Genomic DNA, 25,616 nt, shown 5'->3' on the forward strand with positions numbered 1-25,616 from the left:
ACGACATGGGAAAAGCTTGCCGCGACGATGCGCAAATAGACAAGCGTCAAAAGCCACGAGGCTCAAAAATTCATAAAAATCGATGATAGCCGGGCGCAAGCCGCCGTCATTTGATGACGGCGGAACCCTTGACGATCTCGATCGTCTCGTCGCCGGAAAGCCCGATACGGTCGCCATCGGGCGTCGTCATGAAGCAACCGGAAGGACAGAACCGTTCGGACGCGCCGGCGTCGACGACGACTTCGACGCGGTTGCCGCCCTCGGTGACGGACAGCACCACCGGGGCCCCGTCCTTGTTGGTAACGGAGGCTGCCAGTGCGAAAGATGTCGTGGAAAGGAGAAGAAGAAATGCGACTGCGGATCGTGTCACGGTATGCGACATAGGCTTTACGCCCTCCCCTGGGCGCTCGTCGCTGCGCCTGCAGCGATCGATTGCCTGAGGTTATAGCGCAAAACCCGTGAATGAGCGCTGAATGGCCCGTTCAGCCTTTGAGCTTGCCGTCCGCCGTCTTGCTGCGCAATTGGCGCACCGGCCGCTCGTCTTCTACCGTTTCTATATCCTTGACCTCGTCTTCAGCCGCGGCCTCTTCGGGCTCATCGGGCTTTTGGACGAGCACCTTCTCCGCCTCCGCATTTGCCTGCCGGTGAATGGTCAGATCGCTCTGCGGCAACGGGATCTCGATGCCCTCCGCCTTGAAGCGCCTGAGGATCTCGATCCTCAGATTGTTGCGCACCGTCAGCCCGTCGCCCATATCGGCCAGGAAGAAGCGCAGCTCGAAATCCAGCGAATAAGGTCCAAAGCGCAGGAACTCCACATGGGGCTCGGGATTGCGCAGGATCAACGGCACGGCGGCTGTCAGCTCCAGCAGAATATCCATCACCTTGCGCGGATCGGCCTCGTAGCTCACGGAAACCGGGATTTCCGAACGGCCGAGCTTGTTGCGATGCGTCCAGTTGCCGACGAGCCCGTTGATCAGATCCGAGTTCGGCACGATGATCGACTGCTTGCGGAAGGTCTCGATTTCGGTGGCGCGCACCGAGATGCGCTTGACGATGCCTTCGGCGGTGCCCGAAACGACATGGTCGCCCACCTTGAAGGGGCGCTCGACCAGCAGGATCAGGCCTGAAACGAAGTTCGACACGATATTCTGCAGGCCGAAACCGATACCGACCGAGAGTGCCGAAGCAACGAGCGCAAGGTTCGAAAGGTCGATGCCGGCAGCCGAAACGCCGAAGATCGCCGCCAGGCCTACGCCGAGATAGCCGATGCCGGTCTTGACGGAATTGCGCACGCCCAGATCGACATGGCTGCGCGCCATGACATTGCTGTCGAGCCATTTCTGCACCCAGCGCGTCGCGAGATAACCGCCGGCAAAGAGCAGGATGCCCGTGAAGATGCCGAGCAGCGAAATGCTGATGCCGCCGAGCCGCACCTCTGTGAATAGCCGGTAGGCAAGCAGCTGCAGATCCTGCACATGGAAGCCCCAGAGCAGCAGGATGAGCGGAATGCCTGTCAGGAGTGCCACGGCGTAGATCAGGAGGCCGACAACCAGCCCCACCTGATCGATCGCAACGTCGCCAAGCTTGAAGCGGGTCTGCAGGAAGCGCCCGAGGAATGTATCGGCGAAATTGTCTTGCCGCGAGATCGCCTTGCCGAGCAGCAGGCCGATATAGGTGGTGACGATGATGGCACTGGTGATGATGAGCTGCGTGGCGACGAACCGCGCCAAGCCCACATAGCCCGAGAGCGCTGCAAGGATGAGGCCTGCACCGAAAACACGCAGCAGGATCGCCATGCCGCGCGGCCAGTGACGGCCCGGCGCATCGGGATCGCCATTCTTCGCCAGCATCGGCTTGCCGAAGGAAACGGCAATCAGGATGAGGCCGATGATCAGCGCCGCAAGCAGGCTGCGTACGACCGTCAGAACCAACGGCGATCCCATCGCCTCGCCGATGGCGCCGAAGAGATAATCGAGCGCGTTGACGACGGCCATGGCGATCAGGCAGTAGCCGACCGAGCGGGCGCCGAGATTGGAAAGGCGCACCAGACGCCAGGACGGATCATTCGGCGCAAAGACCGCGTTGACGAAACGGCCGACGAAATAGACGAGGCCGATCGAGCCGAAAAGCGCGCCGATCACAGGCGTGATATCGCTTCTCAGCACATTGAAGCCGTCGAGGAAGATCAGCGACGTCACCAGCAGCACATCCAGCGAAGCCGTGCGGATCAGCGTCGACCAGAAGGCAAAGGAAAGGCGGCTGATATAGGAGGGTTCCTCGACATGGAGATCACGCCGCAGATACTGGCCGAAAAGCCGGTAACCGCCGGAAAGCAGGATAAGGGCCGTCGCGAGCGACAGGAAGATCGCTGCAAACAGCTGCAGGCTCTTGAATTTCCAGACGAAGGTAATCCAGCTCGAAAGCGTCTGCAAAAACTCGCCCGCCTCATCAACGAACGCACCGACCGCATCGTCGATGACGGAGGCGGAAATTTCGGTGCGCCGGAACAGCGTATCGGCAAAGAGCTGGCGCCGCGTCGCCGTGATCACGTTGGAAAGCTTGGTGATCGCGATCGACAGATTCTCCGCGTCACCCGTGACGGCATTGATCTGCGAGCGTTCCGCCGTCAGCGCATTGCGCTCGTCGGTGACGATCTGCGCTTCCGGCGGCTGGCCGTCCTTCGGCGGCTCGCCAAGTTCGGTCAGGCGGCTCTTGATCTGGTCGAAACGCGGGCGCAGGCTGACGGATGTCGCGATAACGCCGCGGCCGAGTTCATCCGTCTGGCCGGCAAGCTCCACGAGAGCATCGTCATTGTCGGCATTCTGCTTGACGCGGTCCTGCAGCGAGACAAGCTGGTTCTTCGCCTTGTCGATATCCTTCAGCGCCTGATCGAGTGCGCCGTTGGCAAGGGGCGGCTCTGTTGCGGCCGCCGGAGCTGGCGGCGCCTGGCCTGGAGCTGCCTGGCTTGGAGCTGTCTGGGCCGGAGCGGACTGCGTCTGTGCCTCGGCCGCCGGCTGAGGGGCCTGCGCGAAGACGGCCTTTCCATCGAGGTGCAGGCCGGCAACAGCCAGCGACAGCAGAAGAACGGTGCGAAACAGCCAATGTGTCAAGCGCAAGAAGCCCCCGGGTGGATTCGTATCAGAGGTAATTGACCGCTTCTTATAGGAAAGAAAGGCGACAGAAAGGCGGAATTCCAAGGTAATGGCTCAGAAACCGGAACCGGGAAGCGCCAGATACGCCAGTTCGGCCTCGCTCGACTCCCGTCCGACGATAGCGTTGCGATGCGGAAAACGCCCATATGTCGCGATCACGTCCCGGTGGCGAAGCGCATAGTCGCGAAACTCCTCGTCGCCGAGTGCGGTGAAAAGCACGACCGAACGATCCTGCTCGACGAGGTCTTCCGCATGTTCGAACGGCATGTAGAAGAAGGTCCGCTGGATGCCCTCGAGGGCGTGGTCGGCGCCGACGGCAAGCGCCATCTTCGCCTCGCGCAACGCCAGTCCGTCGGTCGAAAAGGCAAGCGGTGTCGCCCGGTAGATATTGCGCGGAAACTGGTCGAGCACGATCACGGCCGCAAGCCGGCCTTCCGGGGTGGAGCGCCATTCCTCGGTAACGCTCCGAGCAAGCGACAGGTGGGTTGCGCGGAACCGGGCCCGGATCTCCTCGTCCAGTTCGGCGGTCGAGCCGAACCATTCCTTCCGGCTGCAGCGAACGAACCAGAAATCGTAGACTTCGTCAGGCGTGCAGACGATATCCGTGTTCATGATGCCTCCCCAGGCGTCAGGTCAGCCTATGGAAAAGACCAGTATCGCCCTCGTGCCGCGATGCTCCGGATCGTAGACAAGTTCGGATTTCAGGCTGCCGGCCATTGCAGTCAGGATTTTCGACCCGAGGCCGGTTCCCTTCGCCGGGCCGGAGGGATCAAAGCCCTGGCCGCCATCCTCGACGGTCACTTTCAGCACATCGCTATCCTGCTCGACGATAACATTGATCTCGCCCGAGCTGCCATCCGGATAGGCATATTTAAAGGCATTGGTGACGAGTTCGCTGACGATCAGGCCGAGCGTGATGACCTTGTCGGTTGAGAGATTGACCGGCTGGGCGGTCAGCACCACGCGGTGCGGCCGCTTGTCGTCGCGTATCGAGGTCTCGAGCTCGGTCAGAAGGCTGCTCAGGTATTCATCCACCTGCACTGTGCCGACCTGCCGGTTGGTGTAGAGGCGGCGGTGAACGCTGGCGATTGCGTTGATGCGCATCTGCGTTTCCTGCAGCGCATCGACCGCCACCTGATCCTTGGTCATGGAGGACTGCATCCGGATCAGGGCGCCGACGAGGCCGAGGCTGTTGGCAATGCGGTGATTGACTTCGGCAAGCAGCATTTCGGCATGATCGCGCTGCTGGCGGATCACCTCCTGCGCCTGCGCCGTATCGCGGCGGAAGCGCGCCCGCTCAAGCCCCTGTTCCAGCGCCGCAGCCAGAAGATCGAAATAATCGGGCGAAATGCCTTTCAGCACATAGTCGTCCGCGCCAGCCTTCAGGGCTGCAACCGCAATGCTCGTATCGCCGGAGCCGGTGGCGTAGATGACAGGCGGATGATCGGGCAGCGCCATGATGCGCGGCAGGATTTCGAGGCCGGTTTCGGCTTTCAGGAAATGATCGAGAACGACTGCATCGATGCCCCCTTTGGCGAGCCGCTCAAGGCCCGTTGTCCCGTCGCTTGCCCATTCGAGCGTAAAGCCGCGACGGCCGAGGTTCTTCTGCATCAGCAGCGCCAGCGCCTCGTCATCATCGATATAAAGGATACGGATTGCAGCATCCGTATTGGACTCGCTCATTCTGCCTCCGGGCGTTTTCCCGCAGCAATACCGGCTGTGAGGCCGCCGAGTCGTTCTGCATGTGACTGTCGTATTGCATCGACAGGCGCGCGTAAACAGCACCTAGCCTTTGGTATGATGTGACGCCTGATGCCAGACGGATCGAAGGAAAATGCCATCGGGAATGTCGACCCCTGCCCCGGCTGCAGCCGGAAGCCCCTCTAAAAAAATTGCGAACACGAATACTGAAAACCAGGTTCTAAACGCAAGGAGAGGCAAATGGTTCCGCCCACAGATCAGCTTTTTTGAAAGCGGCGGTGGTGCGAAACTTCGGCACCCGCGTCGGCAGAAAGCTGCAGGAACCGCAGGCAAGACAAAAAGCCGATCATGCCGACCACGAAGAACGCCCAGCGGAAATCGCCAAGTGCAGGGCCGGCGGCACCGCGAAGCCCGGAGGAAGTGTTGAGCACGGCGGCCGCAACGGCAACACCGAGCAGCATGGAAATCTGCTGCAGCATGCTCGACAGTGTCGAAGCCGAACTTCTCTGCGACGGGCCGATATCGGCAAAGGACAGCGTGTTGAGCGCCGTAAACTCCATCGACCGGGAAAGCCCGGCAACGAGGAGCAGAGCCGAAATGACGACCTCAGGAGTATCAGGCGTGAGAAAGCCGCAGCCAATGATCGAGCCGGCAGCAATGACGCCGTTGAAGAAGAGCACGTTACGGAAGCCGAAAAGCCGCAAGAGCGGCGTCGTCACCGTCTTCATGCCGAGATTGCCGAGGAAATAGACCAGGAGATAGGTGCCGGCAGCAATCGAGCTCAGGCCAAAACCCAGCTGGAAGAGCAGCGGCAGCAGGAACGGCGTCGCATTGATCGCCGTGCGGCAGGCCGTGCCCGCCGAAAGCGTCGTCATCGAGAAGGTCTGCACCCTGAAGGCGGCGAGGTCGAGCAGCGGATTGTCGACCCGCCGGAAATGCCGCGTCGCCATGACGGAAAACACGATACCGGCGCCAAGCAGCACGATGAGCGGCAGTAAGCCGCCCTCCCATTTGACCGATAGTTCGAGCCCGGCAAGCAGCAGGGTCAGGCCGGCCGCACTCAGGAAAAAGCCCTTTACATCGAGCGGCCCGACACTCTCTTCACGCTGCTCCGGCACGAAGCGCAGCACCAGCGCGATGCCGATCATGCCGATCGGGATATTGATCAGGAAGTTCCAGTGCCAGCTGGCATAGGTGGTGATGAAGCTGCCGAGTACCGGGCCGACGACGGGCGCCGTCAGCGCCGGCCAGGTGATCAGCGCGATCGCCTGCACCAGCTCGGACTTGCGGGCGTTCTTGAGCACGATGATACGCCCGACCGGCGTCATCAGCGCACTGCCTACGCCCTGCACCGCACGCGCAATGACGAATTCGGTGAGGCTTCCCGACAGGCCGCAGAACAGCGATGCCACAGTAAAAACGGCAATGGACGTGAGAAAGACGCGTCGCGCCCCAAACCGGTCGCCCAGCCAGCCTGAAAGCGGAATGAAGGCCGCCGTCGTCAGCATATAGACGGTTATGCCGATGCTCATAGCGACCGGCTGCACGCCGAAACTCGCCGCCATCTGCGGCAGCGACGTGGTGACGATCGTGCCGTCGAGAATCTGCATGAAGAATGAAACGGCAACGACCAGCGCTACGATCTTGGCCTGACGGGCGCCGAACGCCTCATCTGTCTTCTCACTCGTCTGAACTGCAGTCATCGATCTGTGCGAATTCCGGATTACGGGAGAAAAGGCGGGAAACCGACAGGCAGGCCGCGCGGAGGGATACCCGATCTGGATACGCCCCTTATCCGGGATCGGAAAGGAAAAATCCCGCGAGGGCCAATATTTTTGTCGCCCCGTGCGGCAACAATTCGGCATCAGCCGCCGACGGCAGTTTCAATCGGCTTTGCAGTTACGATTGCTGCCGGAAGCTTGCCGAGTTCCGACCTGCGGCTGGCCGTGTCGAGTTCGGAAAAGTTGTCGGCCAATTCAGACGTTACTTCGCCCTGCACCACGCAGTCGATCATGAACATCGGCCGGCGCTTGTGCTCCTGCACGAGGCGGCCGACATATTCGCCGAGCGTGCCGAGCGCGATCAACTGGATGGCGCTCAGGGCCGAAATGGCCGCCATGATGCTCGACCAGCCGGTGATGACATTGCCCTCGAACCATTGCACGAGCGTATAGACCAGGAGCCCGACCGCAAACACCGCCGATATCAGCCCCATCCACGCGCTGATGCGCAGCGGAATGATCGAGAAGCTGGTGATCGCATCGATGGCGAAGCGGATCATCTTCTTCAGCGGATATTTCGTCGAGCCGGCATAGCGGGCATCGCGCGTATACCGCAGCGCCACCTGCCTGCCGCCGATCCAGCTCACCATTCCCCGGATGAAGCGGTGCCGTTCCGGCATGTTGAGGAGGATATGCACGATGCGCGCCTTCATCAGCCGGAAATCGCCGGTGTCCTGCGGGATCGAGATGGAGGTAAGCCGCGTCAGCAGCCGGTAGAAGACGGAGGCGGTGATGAGCTTGAACTTCGTCTCGCCCTTGCGCTCGCTGCGCTGCCCGTAAACAACGTCGGCGCCCTGATCCATGATCGCCATCATCTGGGAAAGCAATTCCGGCGGATCCTGCAAATCGGCATCGATAAGCAGCACGCGCTCGCCGCGCGCCACCGCAAGGCCCGAGGTCGCCGCGAGCTGATGGCCGTGATTGCGCAGGAGCTTGACGCCGAGTACTTGCGGAATGCCTGCCGCAAGCTGCGATATCACGCCCCAGGTATCGTCGCTGGATCCGTCGTCGACGAGGATGATCTCGAAAGATTGGCCGGCAACAGCCTGCGCAGCCGCCCTCGCCCGCCGGCAGAACTCTTTCAGTCCCTCGGCCTCGTTGTAGCAGGGTGCGACGATGGAAAGCTTCGTCTTCGTCTCGGCACCATCAACGGATTTGCCCATATCCACCGAACCTCCTTGCTCCCCGCAGGGCAGCATGACCAATCACCTGAAGGCGCAGAGGCAGCGCGCCCCTGGCCTGATGGTCGCAACCTGCACCTCCGGCAATGACTTGATATCATGCGTCTGCTTTGCAGATTCTAAAGGCAGAGCCACAAACTGAATTGCGCGGCATAAGCGCAAGGAGGCGTCATGCAGGATGCAGCACCCGATCTCGGCCGCAGGGCCGCCGAAGCCAATGCCAAGTTTCTCGTCGCCCTCGCCGTCATGGTCTTCCTGGCGGCAGGCACGCTCGCCTATTGGCAGGGCTGGCTGTTCTTCTTCAATTTCGCCGCCTGGTCGGCCGGCTCATCGGCCTATTTCTATTATCGGGACCCGGCACTCCTGGAAAAGCGCATGCGCGCCGGCCCTGCCGCCGAGACGGAACCGGTGCAGAAGCGCATCCAACTCTTCACCAGCGTCGTCATGATCGCCCTCATCCTGGTTTCGGCGCTCGACTACCGCTTCGGCTGGTCGATCGTTCCGGCTTGGGCAGTCATTCTCGGCAATCTGCTGATCTCGGCAGGCTTCCTGTTCGTCGTGTTCGTCCTCAGGGAAAACACCTTTGCCTCCGCCACGATCCAGGTATCGGAGGACCAGAAGGTCATCTCCACCGGCCCTTACGCCCTCGTGCGCCACCCGATGTATGCCGCCGTCCTGCCGCTCGCATCCGGCATTCCGTTGGCCCTCTCCTCCCTGTGGGGGCTCGTTATCGTGCCATTGATCTTCATCGGCCTGATCCTGCGGCTCCTGGACGAAGAAAAGCATCTGCGCCGGGACCTGCCCGGTTATGAAGATTATTGCCGCAAGGTGAAATACCGGCTGTTTCCCGGCCTCTGGTGAAAATCCGCCTGAGACTCAGGGCTCGTAGCGGCTGACCTCCAGCCCCGATCCGACCGGCAGCAGCACGCTGGTGATCCCCGGCTTGGTCCTGATGGCCCGGGCATAGATCTTCACATCTTCAGTCACCGGATAAATCATGTTGTCGGCAACGATGATCGCGCCCGTATTGAGCTTCGGATAGAAGGCCTCTAGGCACGGCAGGTAGAGATCCTTCCAGAGGTCGACGAGCACGAAATCCACCTTGCCCCGCAATTCGCGGATCATCGCGACCGCATCGCCCACCCGGAAATCGATATGTTCGGCGAGCCCGGCCTTCTCTGCCATCGTCTGCGCATGGGCGGATTTATAGCCATGCACTTCCATGGTGATCAGCCGCCCGCCGGTCGCCCGCGCAGCTTCCGCGAGCCAGATGCCGGAATAGCCGAAGGAAGTGCCAAGCTCGAGAATGGTCGGCGCCGTCAGGCTTCGGACGAGAATATTGAGGAATCGCCCTGTCTCCGGACCGACCGCCCGCATCCGCTGATCCTGCCCGCCGTCGCGTCCGCCCGGCGCCTCCTGGCGCGGTGTGCCGCGCTCCTCGTCGATCCGCTGGTGATAGGCACCGAGCACATTGAGCACCTTCTCATCCAGCCGATATGCGCCGACATTGTTCTGTATGTCATCGCTCATTGCCATTCCTCCAGGGATAGGCTTGCGACGGTAATTGCCGCAGCAAGGACTTCGCTCCAGCGAGTTAAATACCGGGGGCGTCTTCGGGCAAGGGCAGAATGTTTGGAAAGCGGAAACCGCTGATTCCCGCAAAAAGAGGCGGCGGATTTAGAAAAACAGAAAAAGCCAGCAAGCCTTTGATATCAAAGGCTTTGTTTCTGGATTCTGTTCTCTTTGAAGGAGAATTTGGTGGGTGATGTAGGGCTCGAACCTACGACCCGCTGATTAAGAGTCAGCTGCTCTACCAACTGAGCTAATCACCCGTACCGTGCTTGGCTGCGCGGTGTGACGGGGCATATAAATAGGATCGTCCGGCTTGTCTAGCGCCCTGTCGAAAATTCTTTGGTTAATTGCAAAGTTTTTTTGTCAGGGGCCGGAAATCCAATGAAATCAAAGGTCGAGAGTGCCGGTTGCAATCCGCACCGCCTGACCGCCGATCCGGGCGTTCGAAATCGTCCCGCCTTCGATATCCATATGCAGGTGGATGAAGGAGGGGCGGCCCATCTCCACGCCCTGCTCGATGAGGATCGGATGATGCCCGTCCGTCAGCCGGTCGAAATGGTTGATCGCGCCGGAGAGAGCGGCGGCTGCCGAACCGGTGGCCGGGTCCTCTGAAATGCCCATGCCGCTTGCAAACATGCGGGCATGGAACTTGGCGACATGGTTCACGCCGCCGCGGCAATAAATATAGGCCGAGGCGAGAGCGCCATCGACGAAGGGCACGGTCTTTTCCCAAAGCTGCGGATCGAACTCCAGCCGCTCCGCTGCGCCAACGTCGTGGACCGGCACCATCAGGAAGGGAACGCCGGCGCTCCAGATCGACGGCACGTGATTCTCGAAGCCGATCTCGGTGGTCTTCAAGGACAGCGCATCGGCGATGCCGAGCCTGTCGAGCGGCAGCGGTATCTGCTGGGATTTGCGCGGCAGGTCGAATTCGGCAAAGCTCGCCTCCCCGTCCCTGAGCCTGACGGCACAGCGCACCGGGCCGACATTTTCTTCGAGCACCGAAACGAGGTCGAGGGCGGCGGCCCCGTGTGCCCGCTCCGCCAGCGCGATCGCCGTGCCAACGGTGGGATGGCCGGCAAAAGGCAGTTCGCGGCCGGGCGTGAAGATGCGGATGCGCGCCGTATAGGCGGGATTATCCGCAGGCTGCACGAACACCGTCTCGGAGAGATTGGTTTCGCGGGCAATAGCCTGCATCGCCTCGTCCCCGAGTCCCCCTCCATCGAAGATCACGGCCAGCGGATTGCCGGCAAGCTTGGTGTCGGTGAACACGTCATAGACGCTGTAGCTTAACGCCACATCGGCCTCCCTGGATGGTCATCGAAGCGCCAACCTGCCCGACCGTACGCCTGAGTGCAAGATTACCTGTTGAAATACCAGTCGATGATTGGAAGCATGGCGACGTTGTAAGGCTGCGCTGCCGGATCGGCGGAACGAATTGCGACAGCGCCGGATATTTCCTTGTCGTCGGCGACCAGCATATGCCTGCCAATGAAATCGACCATCTCGTCGGCCGTCATGTCGAAGCGAAACAGCTTGAAAATCGAGACCGAGCGTCTGACGTGACCGGCATAGAGCCCCTCGCCCGCAACCGCATCCGAGAGATCGAGACCCGTCTCCTCCATCACCTCGCGGGCCATGTTGCTGTCGATATCACAGCGCCCGTCGACGATATCTTCGGGCTCCAGCGAACCGGCTGCAAAATAGACCTGGCCGGGATTGGCCGTATGCGCCCCCATGCGAATCGCGACCAGCGCGCCGTCGGATGATTCCAGCACGGGATAGGCGAAGAGATGGATGGCCCCCTTCCGATCCGGCTGCCTGCGCCACCACATGAAGGTCGAGAAAGGAACGGTATGAGCCTCGCTCGAAATTCCTTCTTCGGAGAGCTTCAACCGGTGCTGCAATACCATGCGGCCATCGAAAAGCGCCGGATTGGCGGCAATTTCCCGCTCCCAGTTCTCGCGGATCGCCGACCTGTTGGCAATGAGCAGCGGATGATCGCCGTCGAGCACACGCAGGTTGGTGCCGGCGATCGGAAAAACCGTCTGTTCCGGCGGAAAGGCTGAAAGGTCTTCTGAAAAATTTGGTGTCATATGAGGTCCAGTGTCATGACGACGGGGCAATGGTCGGACGCCTTCGGCCTGTCCCACCCGGCGCGCGGGTAGCGCTCCACCTCCTGCCCCGGCGGGAAGATGGTGCGGTAGGGCTGTCCGTGGCGAATGATTTCGGGGATGCGCTTCGCATTCGCGGCAGCAAGTGCCGGCGACAGCCAGAGATAATCGAGCTGGCAGAGCCACTGCTCCTCCGGCCCGCGCGAATGATAGAGTGTCCAGCGGTCGAGCGGCTCGCGGCGGCGCACGACATTTTCGGCAAATCCATCCTGGCTGAAGACATCAAGCGCGCTCTCGGCCTCGTCCCGATGCTCGAACCGGTATCCTGTCCCGCGCCGGCCGATGACATCGACCCGCTCCTGATAGTCGTTCATGTCGCCGCAGATGACGAAGTTCTTTTTCGCCGTATGGCCTGCGCCGAATCTGTGCTCGATGATACGGCGAACGGCGCGCGCCTCCGCCCGGCGGATCGGCAGGGTCGATTGCCGCCCGTCCAGCCCGTCGCGCGGATTGCCCATCGATTTGAAATGCACGACATAGAGCGTCATCGGCACACCGCCGATCCTCAAATCCAGTTCCAGGCAGTCGCGCTTGAAGATCTTGTCGTCGAGCCGATTGGTCTTGCCGATCTCCTCGTCGAAGAGATCGAAATCACGATAGGTAGCCATCGCGTGGCTCTTGATGTCCCTGAGCTCGATCTTCTGCCCGTCGCGCGTTTCCTCGCGCATCAGCACCGCTACATCGATGCCGCGGCTGTCATTGCCCTCGACCAAGTATTTCTGCCGGTAGCCATTGCCGACCATGCGGTAGAGATAGCCGTATTCGAAGGCCTGAAGTGCCGCCATGTTGTCGATTTCCTGCAGGCAGAGAATATCGGCATCAGCATCGGCAATGGCGAGCGCCGTCATCTGCCTGGTATCGTCGGTCGATGCGATCACCCGCGCCTGCTCCAGCTGCTGGTAGACGCCCTCGTTGTTGACCTCGAACAGTTTGATGACGCGGTCCTGCCGGAGCTGGTTGCGATAACCTGTGAAATCGAAGCGCGTCATCAGGTTTTCGACATTGAAAGTGGCAAGGCGAAGCGACATCGGGCATTCCCGGTTGGAATCACGGATACAACTAAAGCAATTCCAGTAAAAATGTGCAGCGGTTTTCCCGGAATTGCATGAAGACACCTAGACCCGAAAGCGCGCTTCGCAAAGCCATTCGTCTTCAGAGCCGCCAGCCGGCGCGGATGACGACGTGCACGGCTTCATCAGGCACAACAGCCACGCGGCTGTAGGCGCGCAGCGCCTGGCCGTTGCCGAGCGTGAGCTTCACGGCATAACGCTCGCCTTCGAAAAGCACGGATTCGATGGTTGCCGGAGCCCCCTCGCCGCCGATAACGACATCTTCCGGCCGCACCAGAATATCCGCGCCATCGATATTGGCCGCATGCAGCGCCCCCTCGAGCTCATCCCACTCGAGCTGACGCTCGCCGCCCATGACCGGCAGCGTGATGATCGCGCCCCGGCCGATCAGCCCGCCGACCATGCGTCCTTCCGGCCGCGCATAGATCTCCGCCGGCGGTGCCACCTGCAGCAGCCGTCCTTCGGACATGACGGCGATGTCGGTCGCCAGTGCCATCGCCTCGCTCTGGTCATGCGTCACATAGATCATCGTGGCGCCCGAGCGCTGGTGGAACTCACGGAACGTCTCTTCCATCTCCTGCTTCAGATGCCGGTCGAGATTGGCGAGCGGTTCGTCAAGCAGCACGACGTCGGGCGATGTCACGAGGCAGCGGGCAAGCGCCACGCGCTGCCGCTGACCACCCGACAGATCGGCCGGACGCCGCTCGGCATAATCGACAAGACGCACGGTCGACAGCGCATCCCGCACCCGGGCCTTGTAGGCCTCGCCGGAGATGCCGCGCACCTTCAGCGGATAGCCGACGTTGTCGGCCACACTCATATGCGGCCAGAGCGCGTAGGACTGGAACACCATCGCCATGTTGCGCTTTTCCGGCGGCAGCGATTGCGAGGCATCGGCCAGCAGCCGTTCGCCGAGATGGATCGATCCGTCGCTCGGCGTCTCGAAACCGGCGATCATGCGCAGCACCGTGGTCTTGCCGCAGCCGGAGGGGCCGAGCACCGCGAGAAAGCCGCCCTCGCGCACATCGAGCGAAAAGCCGCTGACAGCCGCTCTGCCCGTGCCGAAATCCTTGGCCACCTGATTGAGGATCAGCTTCGCCACGGCACCACTCCCTTGGGCAGATGTTTCGCCAGAAGCTCCAGAAGCAGCATCATGGCGACGACCATGAAGACGACGAGCACGGACAGAGCCGATGCAAGATCGGAACTGCCGCTGTCATCGAGATTGTAGATGGCGACCCCGAGCGTCTGCGTGCCCGCCGACCAGAGCAGCGCCGAGATCGTCAGCTCGTTGCAGGCAATCAGGAAAACGAGGATGACGGATGCGCCGGCCGCCGGCGCGATCAGCGGCACGATAATATCCTTCAGCCGTCGGAAGAAGCCGGCACCGGAAAGCCGTGCCGCCTCTTCGAGCGCCGGATCGAGCTGATGAAAGGCACTGACGACAGGCTTCAGGCTGACGGCAAAGAAGGAAGAGAAATAGGCGATGAGAATGATCCAGACCGTGCCGTAAAGTGTCACGTTCAGCACCGGAACAGGCGCGGCAAAGACGAGGATGAAACACACGGCCATGACGATGCCCGGCAGCGAATAGGGTATTTCCACGAGGCTGGAGACGATGCGCGACAGCCCATCCCTGCGCCGCGTCAGTGCATAGGCCGCCAGCACCGTGACGAAGAGCAGCCCGACCGCCGCCCCGCTTGCGAGCGAGAGCGAGTTGACGAAGGCGGTACGCGTTACCGCCTGCCGGAAGAGAATCTCTTCGAACGCATGGAAGGTCATCGTCTTGAAGGTGAGCGGCACGCCATAGGCAGGCACCAAAGCCCCCGCGACCAGCGCGAAGAAGGGCGCGGCCAGCATGAAGAACAGCACGATCCAGAGCAACGGGGTGAAGAGGAGCTTCCACCCGCCAAGCTCGAAGGCGGCCGTCGCACCCGAAAGCCCGATGACACGATAATCGCGCCCGCGCAGCGCCCGGTCCTGGATCGCCAGGCCCGCAACCGAGATCAGCGCGATGATGGCCGACAGCAGCGCCACATCGCCGAAGGTGCGGCCGGTAAAGGCGGTGAATTTCGAGAAGATCAGCGTCGGCAGTGTGAAGATCGAGGCGGGAATGCCGAGAATGGCCGGGATGCCGAAATTGCCGGTGCAGGAGACGAAGGAGATCGCGGCCCCCGCAATCACGCCCGGCAGCGACAGCGGCAGGATGATATCGCGGAAGACCCTGAGGCTCGACGCACCTGACAGCCGCGCCGCCTCCACCCCGTCGCGCGGCAGGGTCATCAGCCCTGCCCTCAGCGCCAGATAGACGAGCGGCGCATGCTGCACGCCGTAGAGCAGCGCAATGCCGCCGATAGAATAGAGCGGCTGCGGCGACCCCAGCGGCGGCGCGATATGCAGTGCCTTCAGAAGCGGGCTCGACGGCCCCGACATCTGCACCCAGGCGAGCGCCGTCACCTGCGGCGGGATCATCATCGGCAGCACGAAGAAGAAGCTGAGCGGCCCCTTGGCCGGGATATCGGTGAGCGCCAAGAGATAGGCGAAGGCGCAGCCGATGACGAGCGAGATGACCGTGCCGAGGACCGCCGTGACGATGGTGTAATAGACCGCCGACCAGACCATCGGGTCCGAAAGGACCACCATGACGCCGCCATTGGCAAAGGCGGAAATGCCGACGATCGCGAGCCGCGCCAGGGGCAGCACGCTGAGGAAGAGAACCACCGAAGCAATAAAAGGAAACAGCCAGACGGGCTGGCTGCTTCCTGCACGTACATAGCCCTGCATGGGTCTATTATTTCGAACCGTACAGATCCGTAAAGGTCTTCAGATCCTTGTCGGTATTCTTGAGAGCCTCGGCGGCATTGATGGGCAGAACCTTGATCGTATCGCGCGCCGGGAAGCCGTCAGGCAGCTTCATGCCGTTGCGAGCCGGGATATAGCCGAGCTTGAGGAAACCTTCCTGGCCCTTTTCCGAGAGAACGTAATCGACGAACTTCTTGGCGGCATCGGCATTCTTGGCGCTGGCGAGAATGCCGACCGGCTCGGTGACGGCCGAAACGCCTTCGCTCGGGAAGACGAACTCGACCGGAGCACCCTTGGCCTTTTCGCGGATCGGCAGGTAATCGACGACCATGCCGTAAGCCTTTTCGCCCGAAGCAACGGACTTCAGCACCACGCCATTGCCGCCGGACGCGACAGCAGCATTGTCGGCGAGCGACTTGTAGAAATCCCAGCCGAGGCCCGGAACGGCAGCAAGCGTCTGGGCGTGGATGAGGGCTGCACCCGAAGCGAGCGGGCTCGGCATGGTGACGAGACCCTTGGCTTCCGGCTTGGCCAAATCCTTCCAGCTCGTCGGCTTCATGGCAGCCGACGTGTTGTACATGATGCCGGTCGTGATCAGCTTCGTGGAATAGTAGTAGCCGTCGGCGTCAAAGAGGGCAGCGTCGTAGTTTGCAGCTTCCGGCGACTTGTAGGCGAGCAGCTTGCCGTCTTCCTTCAGGCGCTCGAGCGTGACGACATCGGCGATCAGGAGAACGTCGGCAACCGGGTTACCGGCCTGGATTTCAGCCTGAAGCTTCGCCATGATCTTAGGCGTGCCGTCGCGCACCCAGTCGACCTTGATATCGGGATTGGCGGCCATGAAGCCATCGACGGTCGCCTGCGCGTCTTCGTTCGGCTGGCTGGTGTAGAGAACGAGGTTGGCAGCGGAAGCCGGGATAGCGAGAAGGCTCGCGGCAAGAAGTGCTGCGGCGGAAACTAGAGTTTTCATGGAAGGAATCCTCGGATGATGATGCCCCTCCTTATTGGGGGTGTTTTACAGCGGTGTGACAGGAGGCTGCAGCTCGGCTTCAGCCGGCGAAGCCGATATCCTCACACGTTTTTCGATGAGAGACCTGCTGTCTTTGTCGATAGCGCCGCAAAATAATCTAAACTTAAGATTGCACGATATAGATCTCTATAAAACCAAGCCATTTTCAACAGCCTGGAGTTTGCATGAAGATCCGAATTGTAACCCTGCTTGCCTGTGCAATTCTCGCCGCATGTCAGACGACAGACGGTAAAACGTCCAAAGATTTGAAGGATTATCCTGAGGCTTTAGCCTACAGGGACTGCATGTGGTCGCGCGCAGTTGCCTATGCTCCGCAGAACGGCTCGCCATTGGAATTGGGCTTGATCGCTGCCAACTCCTGCAGTTCCGCACGTCAGGCCCTGCTCGACGCCGTCAGCAAAAATGAAAGACCGGGTTTCATCCACGAATTGTCGCGCCGGATGGAGCACAGCGAACCGCTCGTTGCAGCGGATATGATCATCGCTGTGAGGACAAGGAAATAGCGCTGGTTGCGGGCAACATGCCTCGCGCTCGCATGGAAACCCGTTGTCTAATAGGCTCGCACAGGCGTCGGCAAAGGCGTAAATTCACACAGGCGTGAACAGCATCGCGCTTGCCTCGGCATTCCGTTGCGGTACGTCAATCAGGCCATTTTCAAGAGGAGGAATTTCAATGGAATATCGTTTGCTCGGCCGTTCCGGCCTTAAAGTTTCCACCGTGACCGTGGGCACGATGACCTTCGGCGGCGTCGGCTGGGCCAAGACGGTCGGCGATCTCGGCGTGCAGGAAGCCCGCCGCATGGTCGATATCTGCCTCGATGCCGGCGTCAACCTGATCGACACTGCCAATGTCTATTCCAACGGCGAATCCGAGCGCATCATCGGTGAAGTGTTCGGCGGCAAGCGTCCCGATGGCGTGCTGCTCGCCACCAAGGCCCGCTTCGGCATGGGCGACGGCCCTAACGATCGCGGCCTGTCGCGCTATCACCTGATCCGCGAATGCGAGGCGAGCCTGCAGCGCATGAAGACCGATGTCATCGATCTCTACCAGGTCCACGAATGGGACGGTCAGACGCCGCTCGAAGAAACGATGGAAGCGCTCGATACGCTCATCAAGCAGGGCAAGGTGCGCTATGTCGGCTGCTCGAACTATTCCGGCTGGCACATCATGAAGGCGCTCGGCGTTGCCAATGAAAACAAGTACCAGCGCTTCGTCAGCCAGCAGATCCACTATACGCTGGAAGCCCGTGACGCGGAATATGAACTGCTGCCGATCTCGATCGACCAGGGCCTCGGCGTGCTCGTCTGGAGCCCGCTCGCCGGCGGCCTTCTCTCCGGCAAGCACCGCCGCAATGCCGCCGCTCCCGAAGGCACCCGCCAGTTCGCCGGCTGGACCGAACCGCCGATCCGCGACGAAAACCGCCTCTGGAACATCGTCGAGACGCTTGTCGCGATCGGCCAGCAACGCGGCGTTTCCGCAGCCCAGGTGGCGCTCGCCTGGCTGATCGGCCGCAAGGCGGTCACTTCGGTCATTATCGGCGGCCGCACCGAAGCCCAGTTCAAGGACAATCTCGCCGCCGCCGAGCTGAAACTGTCTGCCGACGAGCGCAAGCGTCTCGACGATGTCAGCGTGCCGCCGGTCATCTATCCCTATTGGCACCAGCTCAACACGGCCAATGAGCGGCTGAGCGAAGCCGACATGGAACTCTTCGCCCCGCATGTGAAGAAGTAAACTCTCCAAAACGTTGCATGGCGGGTAACCGGCGTCACAAAAGATGCAATTCCGCCATGCTATCGTGAACCTCGCCCCCACCACGAGGTTCATCATGCTCCGGAATTACAAGGTGCTGAAGGGTACGGCTTCGGCGCTCGCCCTTGACGACGACAACGATCCGCATATCGAAATTCGCCTCGAGGCCGGTGACGTCAGCTATCGCATCGCCATGAACGTGCGCTCGAAGGAATCGCCGCACGATCTGCTCTATGCGAATGTCATGGACTTCCAGCACGCGGAGCTGACGGCAGAGCTCGCCGCCTTGCCGATGGGCCTCACGGATATCAGGGGCGACCGGCAGGATCTGGCGATCGACTATGTGCGCGGCGGCATCATCGAGCGCGAGGACATGGATGTTGCGCCCTTCCAGCTCGCCGGACCGAAGAACGACCTGCGCGATTTCATCGAACCCATCGTGCAGGAAGGCATCGCCGACAAGTCCATCCATTTCTACGCCTTTGGTGAAGCCTGGGGACCTGAGAACAACAAGCCGGACGAATATTTCGGCTTCGAGCCCGGCAACGGCATCCACGACATCCACATGAACCAGGGCGACAGCGGCAGCTTCCGCGCCACCAACGCCCCCAATCAGGACGGCGCGCTGCTGATCCATTTTTTGGATGAGGATCACTGGGCGGCGATCTTCCTCGGCTTCCAGTCGCAGAACTGGAATACGGACGCCAATACTGGCCATCCGGTCGGTGACAACAGGGGCGGTCAGGGCCGCGGCGAAGGCACTCGCCGCCCGCAACCGATCGTCGCCTCGTCGCTGCGCATCATCGCCGCCATGATCAACCCGGTGAACCACCCTGACGGCACCGAGGACGAGACGGTGACGATCATCAACCGGTCGGATGTCGCCATGTCGATCGAGGGCTGGTCGCTGGAAGATGGCGAAGGCCGCCGCCAAAGACTCTCGGGCTCTCTCGCATCGGGCGAATTCCGTACCGTGACGCTCGACCCGGAAAATGGCGGCCCGCAGCTTGCCAACAAGGGCGGCGATATCATGCTCGTCAATGCCGATGGAGCGGTCGCCGACCGTGTCGGCTACGGCAAGAGCGAAACCGCCAACGAAGGCTGGACGACGATCTTCTGATCGCCGCCCATGCATCTCGACATATCAGCCGATCTCGCTGGCGATCAGCTGGCCGAGACGGCTAATGCCCTCCTCGATCATCCTCTCGTTGGCGCAGGAGAAGCTGACACGAAACGTGTTGGCACCCGAACCATCGGCAAAGAAAGCCCGGCCGGGAACGAAGGCGACCTTGGCGCTTTCGAGCGATTTGGCGAGAAGCTTCGCGCCGTCCATGCCCTCCGGCAGGGTGACCCAGATGAACATGCCGCCTTCCGGCTTCGTCCAGCTTGTGCCTGATGGCATGTATTTTTCAAGCGCCGCCAGCATGCAATTCCGCCGCTGGCTGTAGGCGGCCCTGATCTTGGCGACCTGCGCGTCGAAACCACGCTCGGCAACTTCCGAAATTGCCATCTGGTTGATGGTCGACGAATGCAGGTCCGCCGCCTGCTTCATCAGCACCAGCTTGCGGATGACGGGCGCATTGGCAACGATGAAACCGACGCGAAGGCCGGGCGCCAGCGTCTTGGAGAAGCTGCCGCAATAGATCGTGCGCGTATCGTTGATATGTCCCTTCCGCGCAATTTCCAGCGCCAGGATAGGTGGGATCGGATCGCCGTCATACCGCAGCGACTGATAGGCGGCATCTTCGATGACGGCGATGTCGAGCTCTTCGGCAAGATCGAGAACTTTCTCGCGACCCTCGCGATCGACAGTTTCGCCGGTCGGGTTGGAGAATTCGGCCGAGAGATAGGCGAACTTCACCTTGCCGCCCTTCTGGGCAGCCGCATCGCGATAGGAACCCGGCGTGCGGTTGCCGCCTGGTGTCAACTGGTCGTAGGCGGGCTCATAGGCATTGAAGGCCTGCAGCGCGCCGAGATAGGTCGGCCAGGTGACGAGCGCCGTATCGTTGGGCGAGAGAAACAGCTTGCCGAGATAATCGAGGCCCTGCTGCGAGCCTGAGACGATGAAGACATTCTCGAGCTCGCAGGGAATGCCAAGGTCCGCCATCTGCCTGACAAGCCATTCGCGCAACGGCTTGTAGCCTTCCGATACCGAATATTGCAGCGCCGAGTTCACGGCCGCACTGTCGAAAATATCCGCATAGGCCTTCTTGAATTCCTGATCCGGAAACAGTGCCGGGTCCGGAATGCCGCCGGCAAAGGAGATGATATCCGGCCGGTCGAGAAGTTTCAGAAGCTCGCGGATTTCCGAAGCGCGCATCCGTGACGAGCGCGTCGCAAACATCGAATCCCAGTTCAGCATGGGGTTTCCTCATCTTTTTTTATGTTGTTTGCAGATCACCATGCCGCGCAATTTATGTCAACAATGCTGACCTATTTTCTTGTCACTGTGACAAGTCGGTGATCCGGCAGTCCGACGCCTTGGCGCCAATCTCCAGGATTTCACGCAGCCAAACCGATGGTCTGCGTCATTGGCTCAACATTCGCCACATCGCTGAATTATTCGTCCGATCACGAGCAAAATCGGCTCATTCAGACCTTTCCAAAACCGGCCCGGCGGCAGTAGTGTGCCGGCCATTATTCAATGGACTATCAAGGTGCCAGCATGACCGCGACGTCGACCTCTCATGAAATCACAATCGAATTCCACAAGTCTCCCGTCTCCGACGCCGACCGCATCAAGGCACTGGAAACACCCGGCTTCGGCAAGATCTTCACGGATCATATGGTCCTGGCACGCTGGACCGCCGACAAGGGCTGGCACGATGCGAAGGTGACGGCGCGCCGCCCGCTGGAGCTCGATCCTGCAAGCGCCGTCCTGCACTACGCCCAGGAAATCTTCGAAGGCATGAAGGCCTACAAGGCGGACGATGGCCGCATCCTGCTCTTCCGGCCCGAAGAGAACGCCCGCCGTTTCGCGCAGTCGGCCGCCCGCATGGCGATGCCCGCCGTGCCGGAAGAACTTTTCCTGAAGGCGGTCGAAGAACTTGTCCGTGTCGACAAGAACTGGATACCCTCCGGTGACGCCAGCCTCTACCTGCGCCCCTTCATGTTCGCCAATGAGGCTTTCCTCGGCGTTCGGCCGGCCCAGGAATATATCTTCTGCATCATCGCCTCCCCGGTCGGCGCCTATTTCAAGGGCGGCGCCAAGGCCGTTTCCCTCTGGGTCGAAACCGCCTATACCCGCGCAGCCGCCGGCGGCACCGGTGCTGCAAAATGCGGCGGCAACTATGCAGCCAGCCTCGTCGCCCAGGCTGAAGCGGCCAAGAAGGATTGCGACCAGGTCGTCTTCCTCGACGCGGCAGAACATCGCTGGGTCGAAGAGCTCGGCGGCATGAACGTCTTCTTCGCGATGAATGACGGCTCGATCGTCACCCCGCCCCTCGGCGGCACCATCCTTCCCGGCATCACCCGTGCCTCGGTCATCGTGCTCGCCAAGGAAAAGGGCCTGCGCGTCGAGGAACGCCCCTATTCCTTCGAGGAATGGAAAGCGGATGCGGCGAGCGGCAAGCTCGTCGAAGCCTTCGCTTGCGGCACGGCAGCCGTGCTCGCGGGCATTGGCCTGGTCCGTCATGCCGACGGCGAGTTCAAGGTCGGCGACGGCCAGACCGGCAAGCTGACATCAGAACTGCGCCAGCAGTTGGTCGGCCTGCAGAAGGGCGTCACCAACGACGAGCGCGGCTGGACCCGCCGCGTTCTCTGATCTCAATCCTGAATATCGGGAATGCTATGGCGTTCCCGTGGCGAATCTCAGGTAAAACAGGACTTCGAAACCGGGCTTATCGCCCGGTTTTTTATTGCGGAAAATCACTCACCATTGACGGCGGCGAACGATATTCTTACCCTATAACGATCGATATAGGAAACGTAAGAATGGCAACAGCAACTCTCTCTGCAAAGTTCCAGATCTCCATTCCGAAGGAAGTGCGCGAGCAGCAGCATTGGTCCGCAGGCCAGGAATTCGTGTTCATCCCGAAGGGCAAAGGCGTTCTGCTCATCCCCGTCCCCGAACTCGCCGATCTCAAGGGCATCGCCAAAGGCGCCGACCCCGCCAACTATCGCGACAGGAAAGACCGTTTCTGATGCGCGTCGTCGATAGCTCGGCCTGGATCGAATGGCTGACCCAGGGCCCCGCAGCGGATCGCCTGCAGGGCGAAATGCCCGCGCGGACAGAATGCATTGTCCCCACGATCGTCCAGCTCGAGCTCGCCAAATGGCTGGAGCGCGAACGCGGTGAGGACGCCGTCGATTCCTTTTTCGCCTATACCGCCACCTGCGTCATCGCGCCCCTTGATACGGCCCTCGCCCGCCGCGCCGCCGAAGTGTCGGCCAAACGCAAGCTCGCGCTTGCCGATGCGATCATTTATGCCACTGCCGAATTGCACGATGCCGATGTCCTGACACTGGACGCTCATTTCAAGGATCTGGACCGCGTGGTCTATATCGGGAAGAATCCATGACCACTTCCTTCTACGACGACAACGCCGAAACTTACGCCGCCCGCGATCGCAAGCCGCCTACCGCAAGGCTCGATGCATTCCTCGCCGCACTACCCGAGAAGGCTCGCATCCTCGAACTCGGCTGCGGTGGCGGACAGGATTGCGCCTATATGCTGTCCAAAGGCTTCGACGTTACGCCGACGGATGGTTCGGCTGAGCTTGCTCGCCAGGCCGAGAAGCTGATCGGCAGGCCCGTCAAAATCATGCGTTTCGAGGAACTGTCCGCACATGAGGAATTCGATGGCGTCTGGGCCGAAGCGAGCCTCCTGCACGTACCTCGCGCAGATCTGCCCGGCATCCTCACTCTCATCCGTAGCGCCCTGAAGCAGGACGGCGTCTTTCATGCGAGCTTCAAGGCCGGTACCGCCGAAGGCCATGACAGCTTCGGGCGCTATTACAACTATCCTTCGATGGAATGGCTGCAGGCATTGCTCGACGCGGGCGGCTGGAGGGATATCTCGATCAACGAGGTCGATGGCGGCGGCTATGACGGTAAACCGACCCGCTGGCTGCATCTTGCCACCCGCAAATGAAAAGGCCGGAGCTTTCGCCCCGGCCTCTCGTGATTACTGTCCTGAAGTCGCTTAGTTGACGGACTTGTCGACCAGCTTGTTCTTGCCGATCCAGGGCATCATGGCACGCAGCTTGGTGCCGACTTCCTCGATCTGGTGGCTGTCGTTCAGACGACGGATGCCCTTGAAGCGTGCGCCGCCAGCGCGGTATTCCTGCATCCAATCCGACGTGAACTTGCCGGTCTGGATATCGGTCAGGACACGCTTCATCTCGGCCTTCGTCTCGGCGGTGATGATGCGCGGACCGGAGACATATTCGCCCCACTCGGCCGTGTTGGAGATCGAGTAGTTCATGTTGGCGATGCCGCCTTCATAGATTAGGTCGACGATCAGCTTCACTTCGTGCAGGCATTCGAAATAGGCCATTTCCGGAGCGTAGCCGGCTTCGGTCAGCGTTTCGAAACCAGCGCGGATGAGTTCGACGAGACCGCCGCAGAGAACGACCTGTTCGCCGAAGAGGTCGGTTTCGCACTCTTCGCGGAAGTTGGTTTCGATGATGCCCGAACGGCCGCCGCCGACGCCGCAGGCGTAGGAGAGAGCGAGTTCAAGTGCGTTGCCGGACGCGTTCTGGTGAACGGCAACGAGGCAGGGAACGCCGCCGCCCTTCTGGTATTCGCCGCGAACCGTGTGGCCCGGACCCTTCGGGGCGATCATGACGACGTCGACCGAAGCCTTCGGCTCGATCAGGCCGAAATGAACGTTGAGGCCGTGGGCAAACGCAATGGCAGCGCCGTCGCGGATGTTCGGAGCAATCTCGGCCTTGTAGATATCGGCCTGCAATTCGTCCGGGGTTGCCATCATCATCAGGTCAGCCCAGGCGGCAGCTTCGGCAACCGTCATGACCTTGAAGCCGTCGGCTTCGGCCTTCTTGACGGTCGGCGAACCGGCCTTGAGCGCGATGGCAACGTTCTGGGCGCCGGAATCCTTGAGGTTCAGCGCATGGGCGCGACCCTGCGAACCGTAGCCGATGACGGCGACCTTCTTCGACTTGATGAGGTTGAGATCGGCATCACGATCGTAATAGACGCGCATTGAAATTCCTTCCCTTTTGCTTGTCTGTTGACTGTCAGAAAAGCGGTTCAGCCGAGGATCGGCATCTCCGCCAGAACTTTCTCCGTGCCGTAGAGGCGCAGGAAGGCTGTTACCGCCTTCTCCGCCTGACGCGCGGTATCCTTGAGGCCCGGCTCGCCGAGCAGCATGCGCACATGCAGGTCGGAAACGATGAGGCCGTATAACGTATGATAGGCTTCGTCGGCATCATGGAAGCGCAGCAGCCCTGCCCTCTTGCCGGCATCGATCAGTGCCATGGCGCGGCGGTCGATCTGCCGGCGGCCGCGTTCGAGCAAGAGCTTGCCGAGCTTGGAGCCGTCGCGATGCGAATCATGTGCACTGGCATGGCCGATCGCCAGCCGGTTGAGCGCCAGCGACACGTCGCCGGCCAGAACCTCGAGAAGGTCGCGGGCGAAGATCACGAGATGGTCGTGCAGGCTCGTATAGGTCAGCCGCTCGCCGCTGCGCTCGAAGGTGCGCACCTTGCTCGCCTGATAGGCGATCATTGCAGACAGAAGACCGTCACGGTCGCCGAACCATTTATAGAGGCTTTCCTTGGAGCAGTTGGCCGCGCGCGCAACACCCGAGGTCGTCAGCGCTTTCTCCCCGCCATCGACGAGAAGCTGCAGCGCCTGCTCCAGAACAGCGTTCTGGCGTGGCGAAAACTCGCTCGGCTCTGCGACATCGACTGACACGGTTTCAACTCCCCATTTACGTACCGTACGGTACGGTTCGTGGCGTTTATGCGCCAGATGGCAGGCCCTCGTCAAGAGCCATCAGGAGATTTTTCATGTCATATGAAACAGCGGAATTCGGCTGTTCGAAGGCAGGCAAATAGCTGAACCTGAAAGCCAAGGAGAATCGCTCATGAAAACAACAGCCCTCACCGTTGCCCTGTCGCTTGCGCTTGCCCTTCCGGCCCTCGCCGCCGAGACGCGCTGCGGCTGGATCCAGAACCCGACGCCCGGAAACTGGTGGCTGGACGATGCGCAAAACACCTGGACGATCATGACGCAGGGCGGCAACGATGAGCCCGAGGGCATGGACCTTATCCCCGACATCTCCGAGCATGATTATGTCAAGACCAACGGCAATTACGGTTATGCCTGCGCCTGCATGGGCGTGGAGACCGACGGCGAGGAACGCATCACGCAGATCCTCTCCTTCCGCCAGCTGTCGCTTGCCAAGTGCCGTAACGACAAGGCGCTGAAATTTCCGGGCTGAGG

At 61.0% G+C, this 25,616-nt stretch carries 25 protein-coding genes and 1 tRNA gene; 9 read left to right on the top strand and 17 right to left on the bottom strand.

The window, feature by feature from the left end; genetic code table 11:
• Positions 1-106 precede the first annotated feature (106 nt).
• The 6 genes from FHX06_RS02130 to FHX06_RS02155 form a co-directional block, all read right to left on the bottom strand.
• Positions 107-382 (bottom strand): hypothetical protein, encoded by a 276-nt coding sequence (locus FHX06_RS02130; protein ID WP_112969325.1) that lies wholly within the window; start codon positions 380-382, stop codon positions 107-109.
• A 100-nt stretch (positions 383-482) separates the two neighbouring features.
• On the bottom strand, positions 483-3,116 hold the full coding sequence (locus tag FHX06_RS02135) for a mechanosensitive ion channel family protein (RefSeq protein ID WP_183877905.1): 2,634 nt from the start codon (positions 3,114-3,116) through the stop codon (positions 483-485).
• Positions 3,117-3,206: 90 nt separating this feature from the next.
• Positions 3,207-3,764, bottom strand: a complete 558-nt coding sequence (locus tag FHX06_RS02140; RefSeq protein WP_183877907.1) for a DUF924 family protein — start codon at positions 3,762-3,764, stop codon at positions 3,207-3,209.
• A gap of 21 nt (positions 3,765-3,785) precedes the next feature.
• Complete coding sequence (locus FHX06_RS02145) at positions 3,786-4,835, bottom strand: sensor histidine kinase (RefSeq protein ID WP_018114385.1); 1,050 nt, start codon at positions 4,833-4,835, stop codon at positions 3,786-3,788.
• A 275-nt stretch (positions 4,836-5,110) separates the two neighbouring features.
• Positions 5,111-6,556 (bottom strand): MFS transporter, encoded by a 1,446-nt coding sequence (locus FHX06_RS02150; protein ID WP_183877909.1) that lies wholly within the window; start codon positions 6,554-6,556, stop codon positions 5,111-5,113.
• A 161-nt stretch (positions 6,557-6,717) separates the two neighbouring features.
• Complete coding sequence (locus FHX06_RS02155; protein ID WP_112969323.1) at positions 6,718-7,797, bottom strand: glycosyltransferase family 2 protein; 1,080 nt, start codon at positions 7,795-7,797, stop codon at positions 6,718-6,720.
• Positions 7,798-7,986: 189 nt separating this feature from the next.
• On the opposite strand from FHX06_RS02155, the gene FHX06_RS02160 reads away from it, so the two are divergent.
• Positions 7,987-8,676 (top strand): methyltransferase family protein, encoded by a 690-nt coding sequence (locus FHX06_RS02160; RefSeq protein WP_183877911.1) that lies wholly within the window; start codon positions 7,987-7,989, stop codon positions 8,674-8,676.
• A gap of 15 nt (positions 8,677-8,691) precedes the next feature.
• On the opposite strand, the gene FHX06_RS02165 is transcribed toward FHX06_RS02160, so the two are convergent.
• From FHX06_RS02165 to FHX06_RS02200, 8 genes are all read right to left on the bottom strand, one after another.
• A complete protein-coding gene (locus FHX06_RS02165) occupies positions 8,692-9,345 on the bottom strand; it encodes a DUF1442 domain-containing protein (RefSeq protein ID WP_183877913.1) in 654 nt (217 codons plus the stop codon).
• A gap of 226 nt (positions 9,346-9,571) precedes the next feature.
• Positions 9,572-9,647 (bottom strand) — tRNA-Lys (locus tag FHX06_RS02170).
• A gap of 127 nt (positions 9,648-9,774) precedes the next feature.
• A complete protein-coding gene (locus tag FHX06_RS02175) occupies positions 9,775-10,686 on the bottom strand; it encodes a PhzF family phenazine biosynthesis protein (protein ID WP_112546799.1) in 912 nt (303 codons plus the stop codon).
• A 62-nt stretch (positions 10,687-10,748) separates the two neighbouring features.
• Complete coding sequence (locus tag FHX06_RS02180; protein WP_183877915.1) at positions 10,749-11,483, bottom strand: NUDIX hydrolase; 735 nt, start codon at positions 11,481-11,483, stop codon at positions 10,749-10,751.
• Entirely contained in the window at positions 11,480-12,589 is a 1,110-nt protein-coding gene (locus FHX06_RS02185) for an endonuclease/exonuclease/phosphatase family protein (protein WP_183877917.1), read from the bottom strand. The genes FHX06_RS02180 and FHX06_RS02185 overlap by 4 nt, the downstream gene beginning before the upstream one ends.
• A 124-nt stretch (positions 12,590-12,713) precedes the next feature.
• On the bottom strand, positions 12,714-13,733 hold the full coding sequence (locus FHX06_RS02190; protein WP_183877919.1) for an ABC transporter ATP-binding protein: 1,020 nt from the start codon (positions 13,731-13,733) through the stop codon (positions 12,714-12,716).
• A complete protein-coding gene (locus tag FHX06_RS02195; protein ID WP_183877921.1) occupies positions 13,721-15,415 on the bottom strand; it encodes an ABC transporter permease in 1,695 nt (564 codons plus the stop codon). The genes FHX06_RS02190 and FHX06_RS02195 overlap by 13 nt, the downstream gene beginning before the upstream one ends.
• Before the next feature lie 7 nt (positions 15,416-15,422).
• Entirely contained in the window at positions 15,423-16,400 is a 978-nt protein-coding gene (locus FHX06_RS02200; RefSeq protein ID WP_018115616.1) for an ABC transporter substrate-binding protein, read from the bottom strand.
• Positions 16,401-16,624: 224 nt separating this feature from the next.
• Here FHX06_RS02200 and FHX06_RS02205 point away from each other — a divergent pair, with 224 nt between their 5' ends.
• The 3 genes from FHX06_RS02205 to FHX06_RS02215 all read left to right on the top strand — a co-directional run bounded on the left by FHX06_RS02205 (position 16,625) and on the right by FHX06_RS02215 (position 19,329).
• Complete coding sequence (locus tag FHX06_RS02205) at positions 16,625-16,963, top strand: hypothetical protein (protein ID WP_183877923.1); 339 nt, start codon at positions 16,625-16,627, stop codon at positions 16,961-16,963.
• Positions 16,964-17,132: 169 nt separating this feature from the next.
• Positions 17,133-18,191, top strand: a complete 1,059-nt coding sequence (locus tag FHX06_RS02210; RefSeq protein ID WP_113210680.1) for an aldo/keto reductase — start codon at positions 17,133-17,135, stop codon at positions 18,189-18,191.
• Positions 18,192-18,285: 94 nt separating this feature from the next.
• Entirely contained in the window at positions 18,286-19,329 is a 1,044-nt protein-coding gene (locus FHX06_RS02215) for a DUF2278 family protein (protein ID WP_183877925.1), read from the top strand.
• Positions 19,330-19,353: 24 nt separating this feature from the next.
• Here the strand turns inward: FHX06_RS02215 and FHX06_RS02220 are convergent, their stop codons facing one another.
• Entirely contained in the window at positions 19,354-20,571 is a 1,218-nt protein-coding gene (locus FHX06_RS02220) for a PLP-dependent aminotransferase family protein (RefSeq protein WP_112969315.1), read from the bottom strand.
• A 303-nt stretch (positions 20,572-20,874) separates the two neighbouring features.
• Between FHX06_RS02220 and FHX06_RS02225 the strand changes: the two genes are divergently transcribed.
• The 4 genes from FHX06_RS02225 (at position 20,875) to FHX06_RS02240 (ending at position 23,301) form a co-directional block, all read left to right on the top strand.
• Positions 20,875-21,972: a branched-chain amino acid aminotransferase gene (locus tag FHX06_RS02225; protein WP_029616541.1), complete on the top strand. Its 1,098-nt coding sequence runs from the start codon at positions 20,875-20,877 to the stop codon at positions 21,970-21,972.
• A gap of 170 nt (positions 21,973-22,142) precedes the next feature.
• Positions 22,143-22,352 carry an AbrB/MazE/SpoVT family DNA-binding domain-containing protein gene (locus FHX06_RS02230; RefSeq protein ID WP_112546792.1) on the top strand — a complete coding sequence of 70 codons (210 nt, stop codon included), beginning with the start codon at positions 22,143-22,145 and terminating at the stop codon, positions 22,350-22,352.
• Positions 22,352-22,729: a type II toxin-antitoxin system VapC family toxin gene (locus FHX06_RS02235; protein WP_112546791.1), complete on the top strand. Its 378-nt coding sequence runs from the start codon at positions 22,352-22,354 to the stop codon at positions 22,727-22,729. Before FHX06_RS02230 ends, FHX06_RS02235 begins: the two co-directional genes overlap by 1 nt.
• Positions 22,726-23,301 (top strand): class I SAM-dependent methyltransferase, encoded by a 576-nt coding sequence (locus tag FHX06_RS02240; RefSeq protein WP_112546790.1) that lies wholly within the window; start codon positions 22,726-22,728, stop codon positions 23,299-23,301. The genes FHX06_RS02235 and FHX06_RS02240 overlap by 4 nt, the downstream gene beginning before the upstream one ends.
• A gap of 51 nt (positions 23,302-23,352) precedes the next feature.
• Here the strand turns inward: FHX06_RS02240 and ilvC are convergent, their stop codons facing one another.
• Both ilvC and FHX06_RS02250 read right to left on the bottom strand, forming a co-directional pair.
• The gene (ilvC, locus tag FHX06_RS02245) at positions 23,353-24,372 is read right to left on the bottom strand and encodes a ketol-acid reductoisomerase (RefSeq protein ID WP_018115625.1); all 1,020 of its coding nucleotides are present in this window, start codon (positions 24,370-24,372) and stop codon (positions 23,353-23,355) included.
• 47 nt (positions 24,373-24,419) lie between these two features.
• On the bottom strand, positions 24,420-25,085 hold the full coding sequence (locus FHX06_RS02250; RefSeq protein ID WP_018115626.1) for a TetR/AcrR family transcriptional regulator C-terminal domain-containing protein: 666 nt from the start codon (positions 25,083-25,085) through the stop codon (positions 24,420-24,422).
• A 172-nt stretch (positions 25,086-25,257) separates the two neighbouring features.
• On the opposite strand from FHX06_RS02250, the gene FHX06_RS02255 reads away from it, so the two are divergent.
• Complete coding sequence (locus FHX06_RS02255; protein ID WP_183877927.1) at positions 25,258-25,614, top strand: DUF4087 domain-containing protein; 357 nt, start codon at positions 25,258-25,260, stop codon at positions 25,612-25,614.
• The last annotated feature ends 2 nt before the right edge of the window (positions 25,615-25,616 follow it).

It is taken from the genome of Rhizobium sp. BK512, from assembly GCF_014194915.1.
In the GTDB taxonomy this organism is placed as follows: Bacteria; Pseudomonadota; Alphaproteobacteria; order Rhizobiales; family Rhizobiaceae; genus Rhizobium.